Here is a 24,674-nt window from a genome sequence, read left to right as displayed (position 1 = left end):
CCTGTAAATGGAAAACATTCAAGTTGATTAGGAGGTATGCGCTCCCCCCCCTTTTGGAGAAGGCTTTGCACGTATGGGAAACTGATCATTATTGGGATTAACTAATCAGAGGATTAAACATAACTTATGGAGAGGTTGAATGTGAGCGAAGGACGCGAAGTGAGGTCAGCCTCATTGTTGCTTCTCCAACGGGTTGTAGGTGTAGGGCTAGTTGTTGCGGCTCGGTGGGGTGATTGAAGGGCGGGAGCGACTCCTCGGTGGTTGTGACCACTAATGGATGCGACCGCTCAATCGATGCGAAGGCTCAATCGATGCGAAGGCTCGACGGGTGCTACTGCGAGTGGATGTGAACGCTCAATCGATGAGAGGGCTCGGCGGGTGCTACTGCTGAGTGGATGTGACCGCTCGGTGAGTGTAACTGCTAGTAGAAGCAACAATTAGGGAAAATCTCCCTCAAATCACTTTAATTTAGCCTAAAATCAACATTTTTAGGGAAATCCTCCCTAAAAATTCGCCCATTTACGCGTTTTAGCGCTAAAACCGTAAAAAAACAGGGAGGAATTCCCTAATTACCGATTTTCGAGCTCAAAACTCATCTTTTTCAGGGAGGTTTTCCCTAAAAGTAAGCAGATAGAATACTTCACATCACGCACTGTTCAGATCACGAGTGATTTCACAGTACAATTTCAAGATTTCAGCACTCCCCCAACTCCATAAACTAAAATAAGCCCGTCATCCATCATCCCTATTTAGGAACGAGCAGATGCACAGGCTTATTTCATTACTATTCACACAAATTCACGTACGATTCGCACGCATATTCACATGCTCTTTTCACATGCCAATCACAAGCTCTTTTCACGCAACTATCTTACGCGCCCAAAATAACTTCCCACACTGGCTTGGTGTGTCCACCTGGATACAGAACATAAAGCAGCACATATACCATAACGCCAGTAATCGCAGTAATGAACCAGATTATAGATGTTACTCTGCCCCACTTACGGTGCTTGGAGTACTTCGCCTTAAATCCAAGAGTTAACGTAGTAAGTCCGAATACCGCAGCTACCGTTGCCAGCACGATATGGAAGATCAGAAACACTTGATAAATCGTCTGAAGTTCATCCGGTCCGCCCCATGAGGTGTTTCCCACGAACAACGTTCTAGATACATAAACAATAAAAAACAGGAGCGCAGCGATTGCGGCAGCAATCATCGTCTTCTTGTGCGCCTCGCGTTTGCCCTTAATGATGAGCCACCAGCCAATAGCTACGAGCACCGCACTGAGCACGATGAACGATGTGCTAATAGTTGGAAACACCGTAAAAATATCCATGATTCTCCTCCTTGGCAGTCTACCAGTTATGCACGGGTCAAGGTGCTCTCCTCGAGTGCTGAGGAAGGCGTCGATAATTCATCGCCCTCTTGTCCGTTCTCTTTTTTATACCAATGATAGAACACATAAGCAAGCATAGAGGCAAAAATAAATTCCTGAATGAACTTCATCGCGATACCTCCCACCTGCTGATCCACTTTTGGTGACAACAATGAAAAGAACGCAGGACCCCCAAAATTCTGAAGTAAGGCAGAAGGATCACCCGATATACAATAGCCCATGGCAAGTGCCCAAGTCTCCGGATCACTGTAAGTAGCATAGAGCGATTGATCTGCAAAAATAATCAGTCCGCAGGCTGGTGTCAGCAATACCATGTTTAGAAAAATAAACCCAATCTTGCCCAGTCCACTCGCCATTCGACGCTCCGGTAGCGGATTGATCAAAGTCCACCACATTAAGGCAGCTGTTAGGAATAAAACAATATAGTAGATTCGGTGAACGGTAAAATGCAGCATCACATAATCATGGATAACAGGAATATGGTACAAAGAAAATAGACCATTAAACAGTAAAGCAGCTACCACCGGTCGAGCTAAAAAAGACAGCCGGCGAAATGGATTTACTCTCAATATGCTGCGCCAGATAAAATCTGGAATCCCCAGCATAATCAGCGGCACCGCCACTAGGTATGACAAGGCCATACTAACCATGTGGAATGAAAACATCATATGTCCTAATAGACTAACAGGACCGCCTTGTGCAAGATAAAGCGCAAGCATTCCGCACACAAATAGTGCTCTTCGCCAGAACGGAACCGGAACTGAATCGGCATGACGTCCAGCAATCGGACCAATCCAAACGAAATAACCCGCCGTCAGCAGCAGCATAACCGCCAGAAAAAGCGGGCTCCACAGTTCTGCAAAGCTAAAATATTGTAATCCGAGCATAACCCTAACCCCTCCTAGCGCAGGATCTAGTTAAACACCAAAAAGAGGGGGCATCTCAGCCCGCCTCTTTCTTTATAGTCCGTTAATTCCACCAAACCCAATACAGCGACATAATAATACAGGTACCGGCGGTAAAAAAACCACCCAGCATGAAGATAATCGGTATTAGATGTCCTTTATCTTTCAGGTGCATCCAGAAGCCCATCTGTACAATGACCTGAATGACTGCCATCACCAGTAGTAGAATAACCGCAAAGGTGGCATTCACGCCTCCAGCAGCAACAGCGGCGAAAGCAATTAAGGTCAAGACAATGGACAGTATAAAGACAACAATATGCCTCTGTGGCCCTTCATGCCGATGACGATGCTTATACCCGTCATTCTCTGGCACATGCTGATCTGTCGTCATAGTGTCTAGCCCACCTTTCCAAGTAGGTATACAACCGTAAAGATGAAGACCCATACCACATCAATAAAATGCCAGTACATGGCTGACACATACACTTTTGGTGCAGTAACTACGGTTAATCCTTTACGCATGAGTTGCCCAATCAGGATGGCGATCCATGCAATCCCGAAAGCTACGTGCGCACCGTGGAATCCTACTAATGTATAGAATGCCGAACTAAATGCGCTTGTAGTCATTCCGAAGTCTTCGTGTCTCACATATTGAGTAAACTCATAGATCTCCAGAATCAGGAAGCCGAGCCCTAAGACTACAGTTACCAAAAGCCAGTTACGAAGCACAGCCGGACGGTTCCTATGCATCGCTTGGATAGCGAATACACTCGTCAGACTGCTTACCAAAAGAATGAATGTTGCAGCAGCTACAAGCGGCAAGTGAAACAGTTCATTCGCCGATGGCCCCTCATTCGTCTGATTACGCAATGCGAGGAACGTAGCGAACAACGTACCGAACAATACTGCTTCCCCACCTAGAAATAACCAAAAGGCAAGAACCTTGTTTCGTCCTTCGAGCGTAGCTTTTTCCGGCTCGTGAGGAAATTCTTCCTTAGAAGCTTCTGCATGTGCCGTTGTCATGTCCGCTCACTTCCTTCCAGCTCTTCAGGTTCAATATGCCATCCATGATCATCATACAGCGAACGCAACAGCATAGATCCAAACGTAATGATAAGACCGATGGCTGTAACGATATAATTATTAAACATAAAGCTCATAAAGGCGTTGCCGAAGTCATCCCGACTAAACATAAAGCCCAGTCCAGCGATGAAAATCCCAACAGACATAGTGAACGGCAATATGGTTGCAGACGGCATATGAATCGAACCAACGGGTTCAGCCGGAGTCATGCCTTTATTTCCTGCCATCTTTTCTTTCCAGAATGCATCAATTCCACGGATAAGCGGGGTTTGCTTGAAGTTATATTCTGGCGGTGGCGAAGAAATCGTCCATTCTAGTGTACGTCCATCCTCCCACGGATCATCAGCTGCATCCATTGGCTTTCTTGAAGTTAGGAAGACATTGACTAAGAAAATAATCGTACCGACAGCCATCAGCCCAGCACCAATTGTACTGACTAAATTCAGCAAATCGAATTGCTGATTCGGCAAATACGTAAATACCCGACGTTGCATCCCCATGAGTCCAAGGAAATGCTGTACAAAGAATGTCAGATGGAATCCGATGATAAACGTCCAGAAGGTCCATTTGCCCAGCTTCTCACTTAGCATCCGACCAAACATCTTCGGCCACCAGTAATGCAGACCTGCAAACAGGCCAAGCACCAAGCCGCCCACAATAACGTAGTGAAAATGCGCTACAACAAAATACGTATCATGGAACTGAAAGTCAGCAGGCGCAGAAGCCAGCATGACGCCAGTGACGCCACCCATCGTAAAGGTAGGAATGAATCCTGCCGCGAACAGGTTTGGTGTCGTGAAACGTACTTGCCCGCCCCACATCGTGAACAACCAGTTAAAAATCTTGATTCCTGTCGGAACCGCAATCAACATCGTTGATACAGAGAACAATGCGTTAGCTACCGGCCCAAGTCCGGTAGTGAACATATGGTGAGCCCAAACCATGAAGCCCAAGAAGGCAATCAGGATGGTAGCGAACACCATTGAGCTATATCCGAACAATCGCTTCCGTGAAAAAGTCGGGATAACCTCCGATATAATTCCGAAGGCAGGCAGAATGAGGATATATACTTCTGGATGACCAAATATCCAGAAGATATGTTGCCAGAGCACCGGATTACCCCCAGCCCCAACCTCGAAGAAATTGGCTCCAAGTATCCGGTCGAATGTCAGCAGTACCAAACCTACTGTAACTGCTGGAAATGCAAACAAAATAATTGCGGAAGTAATAAATGTAGTCCAAGCAAACATCGGCATCCGCATGTAGGTCATTCCCGGCGCGCGCATCGTAATGATCGTGGCTAGAAAGTTAATCCCCCCGATAAGGGTACCTAATCCGGCAATTTGAAGACCAATCGTATAAAAGTCTACACCGTGTGTGGTGCTGTATGTACTCGTAGATAGTGGGGTGTAGGAGGTCCATCCGGCATCAGGAGCGCCACCCATTATCCAGCTGAGATTCAGTAGAATTCCGCCGAACAGGAAGGTCCAGAAGCCAAGTGCATTTAGAAAAGGAAAGGCTACGTCACGTGCACCGATTTGTAGCGGTATGACGGCATTCATTAAGGCGAAGATGATTGGCATGACGCCGAGGAATATCATCGTCGTACCATGCATGGTAATAAGTTCATTAAACGTTTGGGCATCCAAAAAATTATTCATTGGCTTGATGAGTTGCCAGCGAATCAGAAGTGCTTCAATTCCGCCGATACCAAAAAATAATCCTCCGGCCCATAGGTACAAAATTGCAATTTTTTTATGATCGACGGTTGTAAGCCAATCCATAAGTCCTGTATGGCGCTTCACACTGTGGCCATGCCCGAGAGGCTTGGATGAATTCAAGGTATGCGCTGCTTGAGCCAAAGTTCGTACCCCCTTTTTCGAAAGTTCCGCCCGCCTTTAGGCTAAGGCATTAGTCCAGCTTATAGTTGGCCAGATACTCAGCAATGCCATCAATCTCCGCATCACTTAGGCCTAGATCTTTGGGGTTAGGCATCAGATTGCCCGGTTTTACGGATTGTGGATCATGCAGCCATGTTTTGAGATTCTCCTCAATTGGTGCACCATCCTCCCTAGTGTCGTCGTTGAGCAGGATCCCTGCAATCGACTCCCGAGAACCAATTCCGGTCAAGTTCGGCGCATTATTAATCCCTTGATCACCTACAGCGTGGCAAGTCAGACACGCCGCTTTGAACTTCTCAGCTAAAGCAGGATCCTCTGGCAGCACAGCTACGGGTGCTTTCATCGAATCTATCCACTTCTGAAAATCTTGTTCACTAACCGATTTCACCTTAAATTCCATGAATCCATGAGACGGCCCGCATAGTTCCGCACATTTGCCACGGTAAACGCCTTCATTAGGTGCACTGAAGCTGAAGCGGTTAATCGTCCCGGCTGGGTTGGTGTCGATTTTACCGGAAAGGGAAGGGACCCAGAAGGAGTGCAGCACGTCTTTAGTCTCCAGTTCAAAAGCAATATCTTTGCCCACTGGAATAATCAGATCCTGCGCTGTAGTCACCTTGTAATCGGTATACTCAAACTCCCACCAATATTGGTGGCCGGTTACTTTAACCTTAATCGCATCCTTGTCATTGGCATGATCATCTCCTGCGGCGAACACTGCTTTCACCGTTGGAACTGCCAGTACCACTACGAGGATAAGCGGAATGACCGTCCAGAGAATCTCAAGCTTGATGCTACCCTCAACCTGCTCAGGGATTTCATTCTGACCCGGCTTTCGACGGAAACGGATCAGTACATAAGCTGCAATCGTAAAGACAATCAGCAACACGACGATCATAATACTGATCGACAGCTCCATTAATCCATAAGACATTTCCGCCTGAGGTCCCTGTGGTCTGAGCACTGACAAGTCCTCACGACCGCACCCGGCAAGAAAGAGACCAAACATAGCGGTCATGGGAAGGAGTCGCTTTACAGCCTGCCACGTTTTCATCATTGATCTACCCCGCTTTTCCCGATTTCGTAGGTTCCTGTTTTTTTCTGTCAATTATAACAATCACTATTAATATAAGTTTAAGGGAAAGTTTTGTCAATCGTTCACAACTAGTTCACATTGTAATTTTCGACATAATAATTCCTTGTCCCACCTGCATTTATGCGCATTTTTTGAAAACGCAATCAAATAAAAAATGATCGGTAAAGCGCATTCATTGTGAAATGTGTCTATTAATTCATTTGACTATTTTATGAGAGACAATATTTCTTATTCATAAATGTACATACAAAAAAAACCGATTCCTGCAACAAACGCTGCTCGGGCACGGTTTATAAGAATCCTCGTGGATGTTATTACTCAAAATGATGTCAAAAGTAAGTGACACTCGTATCTGTTAGCTAGGAGACGGATGAATTAATCTTTACCAGCTCATGCTCCACGACCATGGTCAGTTCTTCTTCATAGCCTCCGGTAATCCGATATTTTCGGACGTACTCCTTTACGAATTTCTTGGGATCTTTGGGCCGGAAAATACGTGTCATTTCCCGTAAACTTTCCTTGACTTCGTTATGACCTTTACTTGCCATGATCAGTTCCCTCCCAAAACATTGAAAATGAATGCTCCGTTGTAGAGAATGCATGATGAAAAGTACGCCGTAACCTCGAATGCAAGTGAAGTAACCATTACACATACGTGGCTTGCATTATCCGCCAAAACGTAAAATTCAAAGCTTCAAAGCCTTGAGATACTGGTTCGCCGGTGAAGCAGGTTCGTCGTGATTTGGGCTGAGAGTAAGGACGCCTGTTGAACGAAAGCTCCTTGACACTTTTATTACCCGAAGAGCCACTTACTGAATCACCCCTTTCGGGCCTTATCGTTATATTGTATCATATTCCGGTCCAACTTCCACCTTTCCTTGTAAAATGTGCTAATTGGAAAATTTTTATTTTTTTACAATGTTCTTCGTAAGTCATATTGCTCGTGTCGGGTTAAAATACAATATGTTCTATAGCAGGCCACACCTAGCACATACCACAGCAAGAAAAGGAGATCATTATGGGCCAACCTACACCATTACTGACTTCATCTTATAACGTAGTTCCCGCGATGACTACCGCGCTACCCGAGGAAACTGCAACGCGCCGTGAGGGTCTTGAACAAGCTGATTATGCTATTCAGAAAGAATATCCAAAGATGCATAGTATGCTTATTGCTCGCCATGGCAAGCTCATCTTTGAACGTTATTACGGCAACCATCATGCCGGGGCATTAAATGATCTTCGATCTGCGACTAAAAGCTTTATCAGCGCAATTACCGGAATCGCTATCGATCGGGGAGATATCCCTGATATCGATGTCTCGGTTTCTAAGGTACTTCGTAAACATGTTCCATACCTGCACTCCCCTCATTTATCAAAAATCACTCTTCGTCATCTGCTTACCATGACTTCCGGATTTAGCTGGATCACGGGCAAGAAGCTGGGGGAGCCTTTCGTCCGGAATCTCCATCGTAGTCGCCGCTGGGGTTCCTTTGCTCTTAGTATGAACATAATTCCGGAACATATCGGTCAATTTCAATACCGTAGTATCGACACCCATCTGATTTCGATGATCCTTAGTGAATCTACAGGTCTCGATGCATTCACCTATGCTGCTGAGCATTTATTTAGCCCTCTCCGAATGACTCATACGGCTTGGTTACCGAGTCCGGAAGGACATAGTATGGGACATATTGGTCTGTACTTAAACTCAAGAGATATGGCTAAATTTGGTATGTGTCTGCTTAATAACGGCGTATTTGCGAAGCAGCAAATCATTCCGAAGCATTGGCTGCAAGAAGCACTAACTGCACAGACTACAGGATACCCGGCTTTTGGAGATTACGGATATCAGTTCTGGGTGGGTACGATGAGCGGCCAACCCTACAAGCTTGCCCACGGTCATGGCGGACAGCAAATCCTTATCCTACCCAATTTAGATGCGGTTGTGGTCTTTACAGCAGAGAGTAAGACAAACAATTGGAAGAGCCCCCGCAAGCTGTTGGAAAAGTATATTATACCCACAATGAGCTAAACATACTTTTTCCTGACAAGTCATAGGCTTTTAAGGAAGAAGGAGTAGCGAACTACCCCCCTTCTTCTCCAAGTAGAAGGAGAGTGAGCCCTTTGTCCCCTTTCAAATCATCCACCGGATTGCCCGATAATATTGCGGGCGCGCTGTGCTATTTTTTCCCTTTTATCGGCGGTGTGGTCTTTCTCGCTCTGGAGAAACGCAACCGCTTCGTGCTGTTCCACGCGTTGCAATCACTGCTTACATTCGGCGTACTGATGATTCTCCATGTCCTAACCGGATTTATCCCTTTTCTCGGTTCCCTGTTGAGTGCAATCCTTTCTCTTTGCAGCTTTGCTATATGGCTGCTTATGATCTATCAAGCTTTAAGCAGCAGATGGTATAAGCTCCCTTGGGTTGGGGATATTGCAGAAAGTCAGATTCGGCATCTATAAACACCGCCGAACTAACACCTCTTATCGCTGAAAAGTATTCCCTTTTGCCCATCCACTCCTTACAATGGAAAGACGGGCATCAACGGAATTCTACAGGCTGGAGGAAATTAAATGTATCTATTCATCATAAACCCGCGTTCCGGCGGGGGCGCAGGCGGACGGACCTGGCATACTGTAGAGGCGCTCATGAAAGAGCGGATGCTGCCATATATGACCTTGTTTACGCATAGCGCAGAGGGTGCAGAAGCCCTCGTTCTAAATACACTTAAACACCGTGAGGACTGGAAAGCCGCGATTGTAATCGGCGGCGATGGCACGCTGCACAGCATTTTGGGTGCCCTTCGTGGCAAAGATATTCCTATGGCAATCATCCCTGCCGGCTCCGGTAACGACTCCGCACGCGGCTTCGCCATTCCGCTTTCGACTGAAGCCGCGCTGGAAGCTGCACTTAGCGAACGGTATATCGAAGCCGATCTGATCTCAGGCGCAAACGGACTGACTTTAACAGCCGTTGCCAACGGCTTTGATGCTCAGGTGGCCGAGAATGTGAATGCCAGCCGTTACAAACGGCTGTGCAATGCCATTGGTGCAGGCCAACTGGCTTATATCATCGGTATATTGCATACGCTGATGACGTTTAAGCCATGCCGGGTGAGTGTTGCGTGCGACGGGACGGAGCACGTTTTTGAGGAGGCATGGCTGGTCTCGGTCTGCAACCTGCCCAGCTACGGCGGCGGGCTCTTGATCTGCCCGCAGGCGAAGGCCGATGACGGCCAGCTCGACGTCTGCATCGTGCACGGGTGCAGCCGCGGGCAGCTGCTGCGGCTGTTCCCAACGGTACTGAAGGGCAAGCATGTAGCGTTGCCCTTCGTGTCGATGCTGCGTGGACGTAGCGTAGCCGTCAACTTCGCAGAGGCCCTGCCGGCGATCGGCGATGGCGAGAGCTTCGGCAAAGGGCCTCTTGCCGTGCGCTGCGAGCCTGGATCGCTGCGGGTGCTCTCGCCGCTGGCGGCGGTTAGCGCGCAGCGACACGCCGATCCTGCAGCGGCATGCGGTAGCAACGGGTGATCCATACCCGTGCATCACAAAAAAAACAGCAAGGGACAGGCTTATAAACCTGTCTCTTGCTGTTTTGTGTTAACTTCATCCGAATCTACACCAAAGAGTCTTAGCTAAGTAGCCCTTCCTCTTCTTCCACGAAAGAGATTCTTCCGTCCTCCAGTGAAGCGATTCGCACGAGTGATTCTACCCGGTAACCAGCTTCCTGCAGTAACCGATTTCCTGGCTGGAACGCTTTTTCGATCACGATACCAATCCCAACCACACTTCCTCCTGCCTGCTCAACAATACGAGCAAGTCCGAAGGCGGCTTCGCCATTCGCCAAAAAATCATCGACAATCAGAACTCGCTCACCCGGAGCAATGAACTTCTTGGAAACGGTAATTTCATTCGTTTCTTTCTTCGTGAAGGAGTAAACCTTTTCTACATAAATATCCTCTGTCAGCGTCAACGATTTCTGCTTACGGGCAAAAATCAGCGGAACCTCCAGCTCTAATGCCGTCATAATCCCCGGAGCAATTCCCGAAGATTCAATCGTCAGTACCTTCGTAATCTCTTCGCCGGAAAAACGGCGGGTAAACTCACGGCCAACCTCACGCATTAGAAAGGGGTCCATCTGATGATTCAGAAAAGAATCTACCTTGAGCACGCCTTGCCCGAGTACAATACCTTCTTTTAACACCTTTTGTCTCAACAGCTCCATTGTGCTCCTCCTTCTCCCATCAATGAATCCTTTCTCCCCACTTTATAGACCTGTCGGTTTTTGTGGCAATAAATTTCCAACGATAGATTTTAAATTATGGTCATCCTTGCTCTTTTCTTGCCCATTATCATAACCCGTAATTCGGATCTCCACGAAATCGCCCGGATTTACCGGTTTAAAGATCAATTTCTCGCGGTCTTCCAGTCTCACGTTAAATTTCATGTCCTTGAACATTTCAACTAGCTCTGCTTCTCCGGGACTTGCTCCTTTATCCAGAAACAGCAGTCCACGCAATTTTTTAGGACCATCCTCATGCACCACTTCAAAATGTACGATACATTCCATGCTTTTCACCTCCCTGTAATAGCTACTGCGCCTGTTCTTCCCCATCATCGCCTGGATCATGCATCACATATTTGCTGTGAATTTTGCTGTAACGCTCACCATAACGTTCTTCTAATTCTGCGCCCATATCCTGCTCCAGCTCGAACAGCACCATTTCCTGTGCAAAATGATTCAATAGCAGATCTACTAACACCGGGTGCTCGGTTACAACCGCTTGCGCCGATCCATCTTCATAGCGCATCCCGAGCATACACCAGCTCCGATCGATTACGAATGAGAACTTCCGTCCATCTGTTCGCTGAGAATCTCTTCCGAGAGGCGGCCATACCGGATAGGCGGCAGGAGCAGCATTGCCACCATCAAACGCCCACAAGAGTCTAACGCCACGCAACTCCGCCTGTTCAAGTTCACTCCGTAGAAGTGACGCTTCCTCACGCCACATATCCACTACGATCTCTTGCTCAGCCATATTAAGTTGGCGAATAAGAGCGCCCAATACATTGCGGTCACCTTCCACATTATAAAACGAAGGGCTAACAGGTCCACCGCGAGGCATCTCACTTTCCATATAAGCCAGTGAAGCTTGAACCCGTCCCGAGATCATGGTCGCAAGCTCCTCTGGATTGAGAACACTGTACCGCGCAGGTTCTCCTTCACCACATCGTACATATCCCTGCTGCGTAAGGCGTTGTAACGCCGCATACACATTCGATCTTGAAACTCCGAGCTGTTTGGCAACCTCATAGCCAGAAGCCTGACCTTTTGTCGCAAGCTCTACCATAATTTTGGACTCCATCTCTGTGAAGCCCAGATTGCGCAGATGCAGCAGCAGCTGTTCCATCTTGTTGTCCCCCTAAGCTGACTGAAATCCGTTCTATATTTGCTCTGACCCACATCGCGGGCACCATAAGGAGCCCTTAGGTAATTCGTTCCGACAGATTTGGCACTGGATCATATCTCGTACACCATGGTCCTCAGTGACCGCAGATTCCTCCTGGTGCTCATTCTTGTGCCATTCGCCGAAGCGACGGTCTAGTTCAAGCTGTCTTTTTCTTTCCCGTTCCAGCTGCTCGGCTTGTTTACGTTCCCGCTCAATATCTTGCTCGCTCGCCTTATATTCTTCAAGTGGCAGCTCATCATCCGGATGCTGAACTTCAGCATATACGACACTCTGCGGGTGCAGCTTCATTGCAATTTCCTTCTCTTCATCCGTAAGCTCATCTGCGCCATAATATTGATCTTCGTCATCTTCATTCACAGATTGAACAAATACCGGTGTAGAAGGCACCCTTCTCGAAGCGGACAATGGCTCCAGCTTACTTCCGCATTTCGGACAAAAGTTTGCATCAAGCGCCACAATATGACCACATGAACATAACCGCTCATTTTTCAGTTCAGCAATTCGTGTCCGCAGGACTTCGATTTTTTCCTGAAGTTTGGAACAGTTACGGGACAGCTCCACCATTTTACCTTCAGCTACCGACATATCCTTTGAACGATACCCTTCATAAAAAAGTCTGCCCATTTTCGTAAATTCAACTTCCATCTCTTGTTCAACATCGGAAATAAGTCCGTTCAGCTTGCCGATCTCTACTGAGTTTTGGGCTTTTTCGGTAACCCGGCTCGCGCTATCTTTAATTTTTTTGATAAAACTCATTACAGTTCCTCCCTCTCCAGCGATACGTGTTTCTATCATACCAAATGTATCGAGTAGATTCATTAATGTGCTTTAATACGCGATTTAGAGGAGAATGTTCCTATAAAATCCATACTAATTGATTTAAGCCACTTCCCTCTTACACTTATGGGTTATATTTCCTAATTTTGAATGTAATTTTGCGTCAGGGGTTCTACATCGGTTAAAATAGAATTATCACAAATAACGAAATCGGGAGAGTTTCAGTGGAAGAACATGAGAGCACACAGCTTACGCTTAGTCAGCTACAGGTACACGTAAAGGATCTGCAACAGTGGCAAGGTAACAGCAACGAGGATTTCGCCAAACTGGTTAACGAATTCGAAGCCTTACCGGCACTCTATCGCCACGCGTTAAATGATCTTCAGAATAAAATTGATGTAATCAAGACGGAATGGCAATCCCGCGACGGCTTCAGTCCCATCGAACATGTCAAATGCCGGATCAAAGAACCAAAGAGCATTCTTCAAAAGATGGAGCGCAAAGGCTACGGTTTCAGCTTGGAAAATATGGAGCAATACATTCACGATATTGCGGGAATGCGGATTGTATGTGCCTTCGTTAAAGATATATACCGTTTAGTAGATCATCTTAGTACACGCGAAGACATCCGCGTGCTTGAGATTAAAGATTATATAGCTCATCCTAAACCAAACGGATATCAAAGCCTTCATCTTATAGTCGGTATCCCACTCGTCCTGCTGGAAGGAACACGCTGGGTCAAGGCTGAGATCCAGCTGCGCACCCTAGCTATGGACTTTTGGGCAAGCATGGAACATATTCTGTATTATAAATTCGATAAGCAGTTGCCTTCGCATGTCGCTGAGGAACTGAAAGAAGCCGCGCGCGCCGCTGATGAACTAGATCAAAAAATGCTTCGTCTTCGCCGCGAAATTCTAGAGCTTTCAGAAGGAGAATTGCCCCCTGCTGGTCAGCATTAGAATAACTAACCAGAAACTCTGTTAGATAATTAGGCAAAACAAGAGGCTGTTTCAAGAGTAGCATTGACTACTTTTGAGACAGCCTCTTTCGTATTTTCACTTACCGCTTAATCGGACCCTTAGTCGCTCGACGTGCAGACGCTTCTGCAACCCGCTGCATAATCAAAGTTAATCCCTCAATGGCTTTAGGTGTCTGCGGTAGCAATGTTCCCCAGTCTTCTGTAACTTCAGCTACTACTACCGGCGAAGGAAATGGTCTAGCCGCAATCTCATGGAACTGTGGCCCAGGCTGATGTAGCGAACCTTCAGCAGCCGCTTCTGCCAGCCATTCGCCAGAGGAAATGGCCGGACCCTTGCGTTCAAGCCGAGCCAATTCCGTAGAAAGTTCACTAACAGAGGCCTCTTCTTCCTCTGTTTCAGCTTCGTCGCTAGAAATATTTCCTTCAGCCCAAAGGGCAAAAATTCCGTCCAAGAGCTCTCCTTTAGTAAATCCTCTCAGCGAAAGTGCCAGCAGTGGCTCTTCAGCAAGACGTTCTTTAATAAGCTTCAAAGTTTCCGCCTTATACTCCACACCTTCACCCTCAAAAAGGGCTTGCTCCAGCTCACTATCCGTAGGTAGAAGCTCAAGCTCTGCCAGTTCACCCGTCAAACGCCCTTGCAGCAAGGCAAATACTTCCCCGGGACTTAGTGCCAGACTTCGTAATATTTCTTTTCTTCGGGAAGCATGCCATACCGGAACCTTCAGAGAGAGAGGTCGATCCGCTTGTTGTTCCTGAGCAGGTGCGCTGGCGTTCAATTCACCCTTCGACCGAGACCCTCCCGTCACTTTCCCAGGTAGCACCGTCCATGCTGCTTTTACTAATCCAGGCACAACTTCCAGCTGCATCTCTAACCGTTCACTCATTGTTCGATCCCTCCGTAACACTCATATCTGTCTTACATCCAGTCCTGATCCTGCAGTTCAATAAGTTCCTTCAGCTCATGATTGGACATCTCAGTCAACCATGTTTCGCCAGAGCCAACAACCTGCTCGGAAAGATTCTTCTTACGCTCAATCAATTCATCAATACGTTCTTCCAACGTTCCTTGGCAAATCAACTTATGCACTTGAACATTTTTATCCTGACCAATTCGGAACGCCCGGTCTGTCGCCTGATTCTCAACTGCCGGATTCCACCAACGGTCGTAATGGATGACATGATTAGCTCTTGTAAGGTTCAACCCTACGCCACCCGCTTTTAAAGAAAGTACGAAGAAGGATGGACCTTTTCCCTCTTGAAAATCATGAACCATCTCGTCGCGCTCTCGTTTTGGAATTCCGCCGTGCAAGAACAGCGGCGCTGTTCCATAACGCTTAGTCAGCTTGCTAACCAAGAGCTCACCCATCGCTACATATTGAGTAAAGATCAACACAGATTCTCCGACCTCCGCAATGCTATCCAGAATCTCGAACATGACTTCCATTTTACCGGAATGCTCACTTCTTGGACCCCTGCCTTCTTCTTTGCGGAATAGCTGAGGATGATTACAAATCTGCTTCAATTTCGTTAGAGAAGACAGCACGAGTCCTCTGCGAGCCATCCCGCTACTCTCTCCGATCACGCCAAGCATTTCATCCACGACACCCTGATATAGGACTGCCTGTGTTTCCGTCAGCGGACAATAAGACTTCAGCTCCAGCTTCTCCGGCAAATCTTTAGAGATATCCGGATCGCTTTTCAAGCGGCGCAACAAGAATGGTGATACCAAGCGATGCAATTCCCGCAGTCGTTCTCCACCCTCTCCAGATACATAGCGCTGCCGGAAGGAATGGTAGGTTCCTAAATAGCCCGGGTTTAAAAAGTGAAAAATAGACCATAACTCACCTAGTCTGTTCTCTACTGGTGTCCCCGTCATAGCTATGCGATGCGGCGCTGATAGCTTCATCACACTTTGCGCCTGTTTTGTCCGATGATTCTTAATATACTGAGCTTCATCCAGCACCACAGTGGACCACTGAACATTCGCTAAATCCTCGCTGTCACGACCTGCTAAATGATAGGTCGTCAATACAATATCATGACTGGCAGCCAGTTCTAAAAAGCTATCCCCCCGCACTCGGCGTCCACCATGATGAATGTGAACTTTAAGAGAAGGCGCAAAGCGCTGCAATTCCCGCTGCCAGTTCCCCAAAAGTGAGGTTGGGCATAGAATCAAGACAGGCTCCTGCTTCTCTTCAGGTGGAGCACTTAAAGCGCGGTCCAGAAGGCAGGTAATGACCTGCACCGTCTTACCGAGACCCATGTCATCGGCCAGACACACCCCAAATCCCAGACCACTGAGAACGGAGAGCCATTGATAGCCGCGCTCCTGATAAGGTCTCAGTGTGCCGTGCAGACCTTCAGGTACGGCACGCACTGGAAGATTACGCAATATGTCGCCCCGCATCAGCGATGACAATAGTCCGGATGTTTCCATCCCCGTGACCGACATCCCTTTCCAGAGCCGCTCTTCACCATCCTCAGCCTCTAGACGCATCCAATCGGCTGCGGTCATTTCCCCATTTTCATGGCGTTTCATATATCTAAGAACCTGGCGAATTTCTTTAGGATCTACCTCAATCCATTCTCCGCGGAAACGTACAAAGGGTACGCCTGCCTCCACTAGTGCGTTTAGTTCTTCTTCACTGATTGTACTCTCCCCAAGTGAGGCTTCAATGCGAAATGAAATCAGCTCTTCCATCCCAAGAGCCACTGGAGCAGGACTATCAATCCCACTCACTACCGGCTGCATTTTCATTTTCATGCCAATCCGGCGGCGTCCCTCACGGCTCCAGCGCGATGGCATCTGCACGGTTATTCCACGCTCACGCAGCTGCTGCACCGTCTCCTTCAAAAAGAAATAAAGACGCTCTGGTTCCAAATCTGCTCCCGTAGGTGCAGGCATAGAAAGAGCGCGCTCTATATCTGGAGAGATTCTTGCCGCTCGGCCCAGCGCTATAAGAAGCTGCTGCTGTATATTACGATAGCGTTTCCCCCATAACGTAAACTCTCGCTCCTTACTGCTCCAAATCGATTTTGCCGGAATCCAGAATTCCCCTTCTTCCTTGTTCTCCGCCCAGAAGGTTAAGCGCCAGATTTCGTCATTATCTCCAGGGGGCTCAAGACGTAGCCCAAGACCCAGCTGTCCACTCCGCGCTTCTTCAGGTTCCGATTGCGGCACATCGCTACCAGCTGTCTCATTCACAGTAGCCAGAAGATCTGTCACCTCTGCTTGCGTTCCCTGCACGGGTATATCCCGGCTGCCTGTAAGAACACTATTCCACCACAGCTCAGTTAAAGGGGAGTAACCCCGGCGATAATTGGCTTTGTAAGGGGTAAGTTCACTTTCAATACCCGCAATCACTTTCTTGATCTCTGCAGTCATTACCGCCTGCATAAAGGAGTAAAGCACATAGGCGCCAGCCTCTTCCCTCGAAGATAAATCCCCCGCTTCAGCAATATGCGTCCCTAAGGCCAATACCGGCATGGACGACGCCAGCTGCAGAAAGATCTCCTTATCCTCCTGCTTTCGAAAAGCTGGAGACCAGCAGACTGTTGCTGCCTGTTCACCACCACGACGGCGTGAACCTACCGGACGTGGGGGCAAGGCTCCTGGCGTAACGCCGCCTGTACCCATCAATTCCAGCGCAAAGCGAGCTGCTGCCGCCCAATAGCGCAATTCGCCTCCAGGCTCTACTCCCTGATCTCGGCATAACGTCTCATCCCATGCCAGAAGCAGTTCAAATGCATCGCTAGGGACTAAGGCGAGCCCTTCGAATGTTCTTCCGGGCAATCCACGGCGTGCTGGCTTCCCCTCTACAGGAGGAGCCGGATATTTCACTTCTGCGAGCCGCAGAGCAGCACTCGCAAAAGGGCGAACTCCTCCCTGCAGCTCCAGCCGCTTCACCACTCGGGTCCAAGCGTCAACCTTCGGCTCCGAAGTTTCGCCAGAGAAGCAAAATAACACATCCCCCAACCATATTGCATAAAGATGCTTAGTCATCGGTGATCTCCTGTCTTTTAAGCAAGCAAAAAAAGAACCAGTCCGCCACCATCAGGTGGTAACTGCAACCTTTTCCGCGAGAAATAAATTTTGAAGCTATACAAGTAGAAGTAGTTTCTCCATCCTTTTAGAGATGAGATACACTCCTGTAAGAAATATAAGGATAAAGAACTAGGATAAAACTTATCTGCTCTTGAATCTTCATCTCTTCATCTTATACGAAAAAGCGCTGATTTAAAAACGTTTCTGCATATTTTCTGTAGATTTTTATACAAATAAAGTTGAAGTACATAGAAACACCCATGAATTTGATTTATTTCAGCATATTTTTAGTAAATGTTCTAGCCACTATCGTAAAATACCCTTCACCACTACCATACTATCCATGAACATTATGACTCACTAGTCACTTCTTTTCTTGTTTATAGTCTTAATTGTGCCGAAAGCGGGTATATTCTAAGTAAGCATCACCCTATTAAAAAGCTAGGGAGTGAATTCTTTGAGACGTTATAATCCTTATAAATGGTGGAATCTTCTGTTCTTTTTAGGTGTGATTATCGTGAATGTGCTCTCGGTCACCTTACCATTAGGCGGGCACAGCACTGGAGAAATCTCTGATAAATATCAGACCTACACCACACCTGCCGGTTACGCGTTTTCCATCTGGTCATTGATTTATCTACTATTAGCCGGCTTCGTTATTTATCAATTCCGCTCCTATACAGCCTCTAGAGATTCTGTGCGGGCGATTCAGTTCTGGTTTGTTCTAAGCTGTATTTTTAATATGAGTTGGCTCTTCCTTTGGCAATACTTATACATTGAGCTCTCTCTGGTTGCTATGGTGCTGATGTTAATCACACTGATTGTCATTTACCGAAAAACACGTTTGATCGCTAATCCTACCTCAGGCGAGAAATGGCTGATGAAGCTACCCTTTAGTATATACCTTGGCTGGATCTCTGTGGCTACTATCGTGAACATCAGCGTTGTTCTGGAAAAGAATCATTGGGAAGGTTGGGGGCTTAGCGGTAGCACTTGGGGCGTTATTATGCTCTGCGTGGGAACTCTACTTGCAATTGTGGTCAGCTATCCTTACCGAGATAGCATTTATCCACTCGTATTCGTGTGGGCCTTCATTGCGATTGCCTTGGAGCACAAAGAGACCAGCAATGTCTATTTAACGGGACTGATTACAGCAGGCCTCCTGCTTCTTTACAGCATCTGGTTATTTTTCAAACCCCGCCGTAGCAGGTATCGGAGATACAGAAGTTACTAATTCTAATATAAAAAATGGCAGGCTAGGGTTATCCACCTTAGCCTGCCATTTTGGTAAAATAATAAAAGTGCAAAGGATAACTCCTTATTTCTTACGAGCTACCGCTTCAATCTCAACAAGTCCGTCTTTAGGTAGACGCGCAACCTCAATAGCACTGCGGGCAGGATAAGGTTCTTTAAAGAAGGTGCTATAAACCTCATTAACGGCCGCGAAATCATTCATATCCTTTAAGAATACAGTTGTCTTTACTACATGGTCTAATGTTGCACCAGCTTCCTCAAGAATGGCTTGTACATTGTTAAGCGCTTGACGCGCTTGTTCTTGTACACCCTCAGCCAAATTACCCGTTTCCGGATTCAGACCAAGTTGTCCTGAAGTGTATACCCAGCTACCCGTGGTTATAGCTTGACTATAAGGACCGATTGCTCCGGGTGCTTTTGTTGTAGCTACTTGTTTTTTGCTCATCTTACTACCCCTCTCCATTATGCGCTGATCATTTATTGTCCATTGTAAGTCCTGTTCTCATCTTAATGCAAATTTATTAGAGACCCAGAAAGCTTAGCGTTTCCCAATCACATGTATCACTTCATTCGTATAAATATGTAATCCACGGGTATCCGCAGACGCAATGTTAACCATAGCTCTTGCGACTGTCGTACCAGGTATCGCACGATATTTAGCCGCCTTACCCACCATTACAAAATCCAGCGCTTTCATCAAACTGGCTCCGACTCTCTCCCCTAATCTGAATTCTTCACGTTGGCCTAGTAGCAAGGAGGGGCGAAATATATGCATACCTTGAAATCCAATAGCGGTTAAACCTTCTTCCGCTCTTCCCTTAGTCCGACTGTAGAAATTACGCGACTTCGCCTGTGCCCCTATTGAAGAGACGACCAAAAACTGTTTAACACCCTGTTCTCTCGCTATGGCTGCAGCATCAAGCGGATAGTGTAGATCGACTCGTTCAAACTTTTCTTGTGAACCCGCCTTTTTTATCGTAGTCCCTAAACAACAGAAGATGGAATGTACCCCTTCGAACGACTCTGTATAGTTTCTTAGGTTCTCCCAATCTACAACGATTTGTTTAAGCTTAGGATGTTCTATGGCTAACGGTGTCCGTACAAGCACCCTTACTTCTTCCCAGCTATCACGATTTAACAATTCCTCCGTAACCGCTTTGCCTACCAATCCGGTGGCACCTAATACCATCGCTATTCTTAACAAGGAATAACCCCCTTTTACTTCTATTCGTCCTTTAGAATACGACGACCTAGCAGAAACGCAAGCGCAATCATCAGCGTCCCTACCACTAGCTGCATACCGTATACCTGAGTCCATTGCGGCCAGTGCGAAATTTTTTCATAGAGCTGACCGCCAATAAGCGGACCAAAAAAGGATGATAACCCGGTAAGCGCCGCATATGTGGCCATATACATCGGCCGTTCTTTTTTCGGCGTGTCTCCAATAATAAAGTTAAAGGCCAGCTGGTTGAAACCGCCTACACCAACACCAAAAACGATATGGGCCGCGAATAAGACCACCAGCATCGGCATCACAGACAAGAGTCCCCACATCAATGAGGACAACGCAATAATCGGCAAAGTAAAGAATAACAGTCGCTTATTGCTGTATTTCGCATTTAGATTGCCCCAAACGTAGAAGCTAGCCATCATAAACACGGTCTGGGACACATTAAGCAATGACAACGTTTCATAATTAATATGAAGTAACTGCAACATGACATAAGAGTATAGCGGAACCGTTAGGTTCTGCAACAACAGCCAAGCAGCCAGAAACAAGGTTGACTTCATAAATAATGTATCTTTAAGCGGTTTCTTAAACATGGGCAAAAATTTATGCTCTTCTGATTTCTCGAACGGTACATCCGGATAAAAAAAGAATACTACGACATTCGATATCGAGAAGATCCACACAACAATATATAGAATCAGAAAACCATGACCCCCGGGATAACGGTCCAGAATAATACCTCCGCCATACATAACCAAACTTCCAAGTGCATTCAGGACCGTGTTACGAATCCCAAAATAACGTCCACGTACCCGTGCGGGAACTAGATCACTAATCACAGAGCTCCACAACACACCACCAGCAGTATTGGCAATAAAAGCAGTAGTATATAAAGCAATAAATGCGATGACCCAATATTCTTTAGGAAAAATAAACGGGATTAGTCCCGTAGAACCCCAAAGTATCCTATGCAGACCGATAAAAGTAACCATGGCCCATTTGCGACTTGGCAGCTTCTGAATCAGAAAAGCTACACCAATCTGTGCCACATTAACTAATGTAGTAAGCGCTAGCACAAATCCAATTTGACTAGAGGAAGCTCCTAAATATAGTAGGAATCCTGTTAGGAACTGCCCTTGCAGCAGTACCTGAAAAATAGTTGACGGCACACCTTCCAGCGTAGCTATACGCAAATTTCTGCGATGCACTGAAGGTTTACGAACACGTTTTGAAACCGTAACCTTATGCTTATTTTCCATGTTGTCCATAGAGGCGGTAACACTCCTTTGATGCGGCATTGGCTTCATTCTACTCCGCATCAATCTACTGTCAATACGCCAAATCACCAAATAATATTGGAGCTTTACTCACTATCCACTTCAAGGGGCAAATAAAGTGAAAATCGACTCCCCTTCTCTTCCTTACTCTCCATAGAAATGAACCCGCCGAGCAATCTGGCCAAGTCATTACTAATAGAAAGTCCTAGTCCTGTTCCACCATATTTCCGGCTAGTCGTTCTGTCTGCCTGTTGAAAGGCTTCAAAGATCATGGCATGCTTCTCCGGTGCGATTCCTATACCACTATCCTCCACATCAAATACAAGCCAATGTTGCACGGCATCCCCTTCCCCACCTTCCTGCTCGTGGATATGCAGCGATACGTAACCTGTCTTTGTAAACTTAAAAGCATTTGAGAGCAAGTTACGCAAAATCTGCTGTACGCGATGTGGATCGGAATGAATCATTGGAGGGACATTCTCATCCATGGAGATATTAAAATCCAGTCCTTTTTGTTTTGCCGTCACAGCGAACTGCATTGCCAGCAAATCTGGGATCTCGCTAACATTTAATTCTTCATTTATAATATCTAATCGACCTGCCTCCACCTTGGATAAATCCAGAATGTCGCTGATGATCATCAATAATTCATCACCCGAACGATGGATAATGGCTGCATACTCTCTTATTTCTGCTTCCGTAAGCAAATCATCATTTTCTTCAATTAATTGCGATAAATTAATGATGCTATTCAATGGAGTTCTAAGCTCATGTGACATATTGGCGAGAAATTCCGATTTGAATTGAGATGCCATCATTAACTGATTAGCACGCTCTTCAAGATCAAGCTTGTTCTTATGTAATTCTTCAGTCTGAGCAGACAACTGTTCGTTAGCATGCTGGATCTGCTCATTCCTTAGAAGACCGAGTTGAAAATCACGGATAATTAATGAGAACAAAATAGATAAAATTAGCCCCGCAGGGAACGTAATTGGCATAATCTCTCTTATGTACTCTTCCACAGGGATAACGCCTAACGCCATAATATTTATGGCATTCATAAGATTAACGATTAGAATAACGATCAGACCTTGATTCACAATACTGAGGGTTGAGCGTCTGACCCAGTAGCTAAGCGCCGCGCAAATAACTCCCAAAATAAAAAGATTTAGCATTCCTGCAACTGCTGCCTCTGTCACTCCAAAAGTTAACCTTGTAAGCCCCGTCCCTATACCGATCAATATAAGTGTGATGGGTCTAGGATACGCCAGCGTCGAGATGATTAAGGGTACAAACCGCAAATCAAAGATCACATGGTCGTCCAGATTATAACCAAAAAGAGTACTGATCCAACCAGCAAAGATCGCCAGGATCACCCAGCTCGCCTTCTTTATTCCTACACTTGCATTTGAAATGGTATGTTTATAGATCAGATTAGCCAAATAGGCCACGGCTATAAGAATTGCGGTATTCCCGAAAAATATTTTAAGATACCCCATAGTTTTGCTCCTACCTGCACAAGATAAATTACAGATTTCATCTCACAATAATACCATAGCTTAACCTTCGCACACCTAATTGTTGCATAGGAAGAGCGCAAATCGTATACGATTTGCGCTCTTCCTATGCATTTTATATTTGGGCATTGAGAGTATAAGCTATTTTGAATTAATCGCGGTAAGAACGTCCCCAGCTTTGATACTCTTTTTCCGCGTCTTCTTTCGAATGGCCATAACGCTCTTGTAGTTTACCTACCAACTTATCCTTTTCACCATCAATCACATCAAGATCGTCATCTGTAAGCTTGCCCCATTGCTTTTTGGCCTCGCCTTTGAGCTGCTTCCATTTTCCTTTAAACACATTGTTGTCCATTATATGCTCATCTCCTTAGCTGAATTAAGTAGGGTAGAATACTATCCTGTGTTATCGTTACATTACCCTGTCCTATTCGCCATGAATCTTACCTAATCTATAGAAAGTCACAATTTGTCAAATAATAGTTTAAAAAAAGGTATTCAAATCCTTTAAAATTTGATACAATCAATGTATAAATTAAACATTTAATTTTTTAAGTGATTTTTTTCACATGAGTTATTTGCTCTATGTGCTAGAATGCCCTCGAAGATGAAACAACATCATTAAATTTTTTTCTATTGTATGCCGATATATGTCATGATACTGTTAGAGTTTGGCTCTTCACCCCAAGATTAAAGTGACAAATATCATTTATAAAGTGATTTTTATCACTTCGCATTACTATTAAAATGTTTTACATTTTAATATATATATTTTAAACTATATTTTTGGAGGTCATAACAAATGAAAAAAACAACAGTAATCTTGTCGACTGCCCTTATCCTAGGTAGTTTGCTTGCAGGTTGTGGTAACAACACAGACAACACACCGGCGGCTACTAATGCTCCAACAGAAAACAGTACAGCAACTAATTCCACTAACACTGGAACTGAAGCGGCTAAGTACAAAGACGGAAATTACTACTCTGCTGCTGAAGTCGACGCTAAAACTGGCTGGCAGTATTATGCGCTTCTGACTGTAGAAGGCGGTAAGATTACTAAGGCTGACTGGGACGCTTTTAACGTAAATACTGCTGGTGACTCTAAGAAAAAACTTTCTGAAGATGGTAAATATGGCATGAAAGCTGGTGGTGCTTCTTCTGAATGGCACGAGCAAGCAGCAAAAGCTGAAGCTTTCCTGATTGAAAAACAAGATCCAGCAGCTATAACTTTAGACGCTGAGGGGAAAACTGATGCTATCTCCGGTGTATCTGTACACGTATCTGACTTTGTAAAAGCTGCTCAAGCTGCTCTGGCTGCTGGACCTGTTGAAGCTGGTCAATACAAAGACGGAGGTTACCATGCTGAAGGCGAAATGGATAAAGACTCCGGTTGGAAATCCACTGTTGACTTGACTGTTGCTAACGGTAATGTTGTTGCTGTTAAATTCAGTGGCGTAAATGCTGCTGGCGACGACAAGAAACAATTCTCCGTCGATGGTAAATACGGTATGAAAGCTGGCGGCGCTTCTGCTGAATGGCATGAAGAGATCGCAAAAGTTGAGCAATACTATCTTGAAAAAGGTACTGCTCCAGAACTTACAGCTGAAGGTAAAACTGATGCAATTTCCGGCGTGAGTATTCATGTTGGTGAATATTTTACACTTGCTGAAAAAGCACTCGAAGGCGCGAAATAATTTCGCATAACCTTCTGCAGTTAATCAGACGAATGAGGTGAATTTC

At 46.0% G+C, this 24,674-nt stretch carries 25 protein-coding genes; 7 read left to right on the top strand and 18 right to left on the bottom strand.

The window, feature by feature from the left end:
* The first annotated feature begins 273 nt into the window (after positions 1-273).
* Complete coding sequence (locus MKY99_RS02655; RefSeq protein ID WP_339268498.1) at positions 274-441, top strand: hypothetical protein; 168 nt, start codon at positions 274-276, stop codon at positions 439-441.
* 430 nt (positions 442-871) lie between these two features.
* Here the strand turns inward: MKY99_RS02655 and MKY99_RS02650 are convergent, their stop codons facing one another.
* The 7 genes from MKY99_RS02650 to MKY99_RS02620 form a co-directional block, all read right to left on the bottom strand.
* Positions 872-1,336, bottom strand: coding sequence for a DUF420 domain-containing protein (locus MKY99_RS02650; RefSeq protein ID WP_042123812.1), 465 nt, complete (start codon positions 1,334-1,336; stop codon positions 872-874).
* Between the two features lie 26 nt (positions 1,337-1,362).
* Positions 1,363-2,283, bottom strand: coding sequence for a cytochrome c oxidase assembly factor CtaG (gene ctaG / locus MKY99_RS02645; RefSeq protein ID WP_339268497.1), 921 nt, complete (start codon positions 2,281-2,283; stop codon positions 1,363-1,365).
* Positions 2,284-2,365: 82 nt separating this feature from the next.
* A complete protein-coding gene (locus MKY99_RS02640; RefSeq protein ID WP_042184535.1) occupies positions 2,366-2,692 on the bottom strand; it encodes a cytochrome C oxidase subunit IV family protein in 327 nt (108 codons plus the stop codon).
* A gap of 5 nt (positions 2,693-2,697) precedes the next feature.
* The gene (locus MKY99_RS02635) at positions 2,698-3,324 is read right to left on the bottom strand and encodes a cytochrome (ubi)quinol oxidase subunit III (RefSeq protein WP_076300135.1); all 627 of its coding nucleotides are present in this window, start codon (positions 3,322-3,324) and stop codon (positions 2,698-2,700) included.
* Complete coding sequence (gene ctaD, locus MKY99_RS02630) at positions 3,321-5,168, bottom strand: cytochrome c oxidase subunit I (protein WP_076285960.1); 1,848 nt, start codon at positions 5,166-5,168, stop codon at positions 3,321-3,323. The genes MKY99_RS02635 and ctaD overlap by 4 nt, the downstream gene beginning before the upstream one ends.
* Before the next feature lie 127 nt (positions 5,169-5,295).
* Entirely contained in the window at positions 5,296-6,342 is a 1,047-nt protein-coding gene (gene coxB, locus MKY99_RS02625) for a cytochrome c oxidase subunit II (protein ID WP_042123804.1), read from the bottom strand.
* Positions 6,343-6,740: 398 nt separating this feature from the next.
* Positions 6,741-6,929, bottom strand: a complete 189-nt coding sequence (locus tag MKY99_RS02620) for a hypothetical protein (protein ID WP_339268495.1) — start codon at positions 6,927-6,929, stop codon at positions 6,741-6,743.
* A 470-nt stretch (positions 6,930-7,399) separates the two neighbouring features.
* On the opposite strand from MKY99_RS02620, the gene MKY99_RS02615 reads away from it, so the two are divergent.
* The 3 genes from MKY99_RS02615 to MKY99_RS02605 all read left to right on the top strand — a co-directional run bounded on the left by MKY99_RS02615 (position 7,400) and on the right by MKY99_RS02605 (position 9,915).
* On the top strand, positions 7,400-8,416 hold the full coding sequence (locus MKY99_RS02615; RefSeq protein ID WP_339268493.1) for a serine hydrolase: 1,017 nt from the start codon (positions 7,400-7,402) through the stop codon (positions 8,414-8,416).
* A gap of 92 nt (positions 8,417-8,508) precedes the next feature.
* Entirely contained in the window at positions 8,509-8,847 is a 339-nt protein-coding gene (locus MKY99_RS02610) for a hypothetical protein (RefSeq protein WP_060626766.1), read from the top strand.
* Positions 8,848-8,958: 111 nt separating this feature from the next.
* Positions 8,959-9,915, top strand: a complete 957-nt coding sequence (locus MKY99_RS02605; protein ID WP_339268490.1) for a diacylglycerol kinase family protein — start codon at positions 8,959-8,961, stop codon at positions 9,913-9,915.
* Between the two features lie 100 nt (positions 9,916-10,015).
* Here MKY99_RS02605 and MKY99_RS02600 read toward each other — a convergent pair whose 3' ends face one another.
* From MKY99_RS02600 to MKY99_RS02585, 4 genes are read right to left on the bottom strand one after another with little or no spacing between them, the layout of a single operon-like run.
* Positions 10,016-10,609 carry a xanthine phosphoribosyltransferase gene (locus MKY99_RS02600; protein ID WP_042123794.1) on the bottom strand — a complete coding sequence of 198 codons (594 nt, stop codon included), beginning with the start codon at positions 10,607-10,609 and terminating at the stop codon, positions 10,016-10,018.
* Positions 10,610-10,651: 42 nt separating this feature from the next.
* Positions 10,652-10,954, bottom strand: a complete 303-nt coding sequence (locus tag MKY99_RS02595) for a hypothetical protein (protein ID WP_042184527.1) — start codon at positions 10,952-10,954, stop codon at positions 10,652-10,654.
* Positions 10,955-10,976: 22 nt separating this feature from the next.
* Positions 10,977-11,795, bottom strand: a complete 819-nt coding sequence (locus MKY99_RS02590; protein WP_042184525.1) for a helix-turn-helix domain-containing protein — start codon at positions 11,793-11,795, stop codon at positions 10,977-10,979.
* Positions 11,796-11,828: 33 nt separating this feature from the next.
* Positions 11,829-12,611 carry a zinc ribbon domain-containing protein gene (locus MKY99_RS02585; RefSeq protein ID WP_339244542.1) on the bottom strand — a complete coding sequence of 261 codons (783 nt, stop codon included), beginning with the start codon at positions 12,609-12,611 and terminating at the stop codon, positions 11,829-11,831.
* Positions 12,612-12,916: 305 nt separating this feature from the next.
* On the opposite strand from MKY99_RS02585, the gene MKY99_RS02580 reads away from it, so the two are divergent.
* The gene (locus MKY99_RS02580) at positions 12,917-13,591 is read left to right on the top strand and encodes a GTP pyrophosphokinase family protein (protein ID WP_042193221.1); all 675 of its coding nucleotides are present in this window, start codon (positions 12,917-12,919) and stop codon (positions 13,589-13,591) included.
* Between the two features lie 100 nt (positions 13,592-13,691).
* Here MKY99_RS02580 and MKY99_RS02575 read toward each other — a convergent pair whose 3' ends face one another.
* Positions 13,692-14,495, bottom strand: a complete 804-nt coding sequence (locus tag MKY99_RS02575) for a hypothetical protein (protein WP_149644614.1) — start codon at positions 14,493-14,495, stop codon at positions 13,692-13,694.
* A 32-nt stretch (positions 14,496-14,527) separates the two neighbouring features.
* On the bottom strand, positions 14,528-17,614 hold the full coding sequence (locus MKY99_RS02570) for a DEAD/DEAH box helicase (RefSeq protein WP_339268488.1): 3,087 nt from the start codon (positions 17,612-17,614) through the stop codon (positions 14,528-14,530).
* A 499-nt stretch (positions 17,615-18,113) separates the two neighbouring features.
* On the opposite strand from MKY99_RS02570, the gene MKY99_RS02565 reads away from it, so the two are divergent.
* On the top strand, positions 18,114-18,890 hold the full coding sequence (locus MKY99_RS02565; protein ID WP_339268486.1) for a tryptophan-rich sensory protein: 777 nt from the start codon (positions 18,114-18,116) through the stop codon (positions 18,888-18,890).
* An 84-nt stretch (positions 18,891-18,974) separates the two neighbouring features.
* Here MKY99_RS02565 and MKY99_RS02560 read toward each other — a convergent pair whose 3' ends face one another.
* From MKY99_RS02560 to MKY99_RS02540, 5 genes are all read right to left on the bottom strand, one after another.
* Positions 18,975-19,355 (bottom strand): RidA family protein, encoded by a 381-nt coding sequence (locus tag MKY99_RS02560; protein WP_076285938.1) that lies wholly within the window; start codon positions 19,353-19,355, stop codon positions 18,975-18,977.
* 93 nt (positions 19,356-19,448) lie between these two features.
* Positions 19,449-20,114, bottom strand: a complete 666-nt coding sequence (locus MKY99_RS02555; RefSeq protein ID WP_339268483.1) for an oxidoreductase — start codon at positions 20,112-20,114, stop codon at positions 19,449-19,451.
* Positions 20,115-20,134: 20 nt separating this feature from the next.
* Positions 20,135-21,409 (bottom strand): MFS transporter, encoded by a 1,275-nt coding sequence (locus MKY99_RS02550; protein ID WP_081393187.1) that lies wholly within the window; start codon positions 21,407-21,409, stop codon positions 20,135-20,137.
* A gap of 95 nt (positions 21,410-21,504) precedes the next feature.
* Positions 21,505-22,917, bottom strand: coding sequence for an ATP-binding protein (locus MKY99_RS02545; protein WP_076285939.1), 1,413 nt, complete (start codon positions 22,915-22,917; stop codon positions 21,505-21,507).
* Between the two features lie 169 nt (positions 22,918-23,086).
* Positions 23,087-23,290: a CsbD family protein gene (locus MKY99_RS02540; protein ID WP_042184513.1), complete on the bottom strand. Its 204-nt coding sequence runs from the start codon at positions 23,288-23,290 to the stop codon at positions 23,087-23,089.
* Positions 23,291-23,758: 468 nt separating this feature from the next.
* On the opposite strand from MKY99_RS02540, the gene MKY99_RS02535 reads away from it, so the two are divergent.
* Positions 23,759-24,628, top strand: coding sequence for an FMN-binding protein (locus MKY99_RS02535; RefSeq protein ID WP_339268480.1), 870 nt, complete (start codon positions 23,759-23,761; stop codon positions 24,626-24,628).
* Positions 24,629-24,674: the final 46 nt, after the last annotated feature.

It is taken from the genome of Paenibacillus sp. FSL R5-0470 (assembly GCF_037975205.1).
Taxonomy (GTDB): Bacteria; Bacillota; Bacilli; order Paenibacillales; family Paenibacillaceae; genus Paenibacillus_AQ.
Note: the sequence above shows the minus strand (reverse complement) of the source record. Positions and strands in the feature narration are given on the sequence as shown.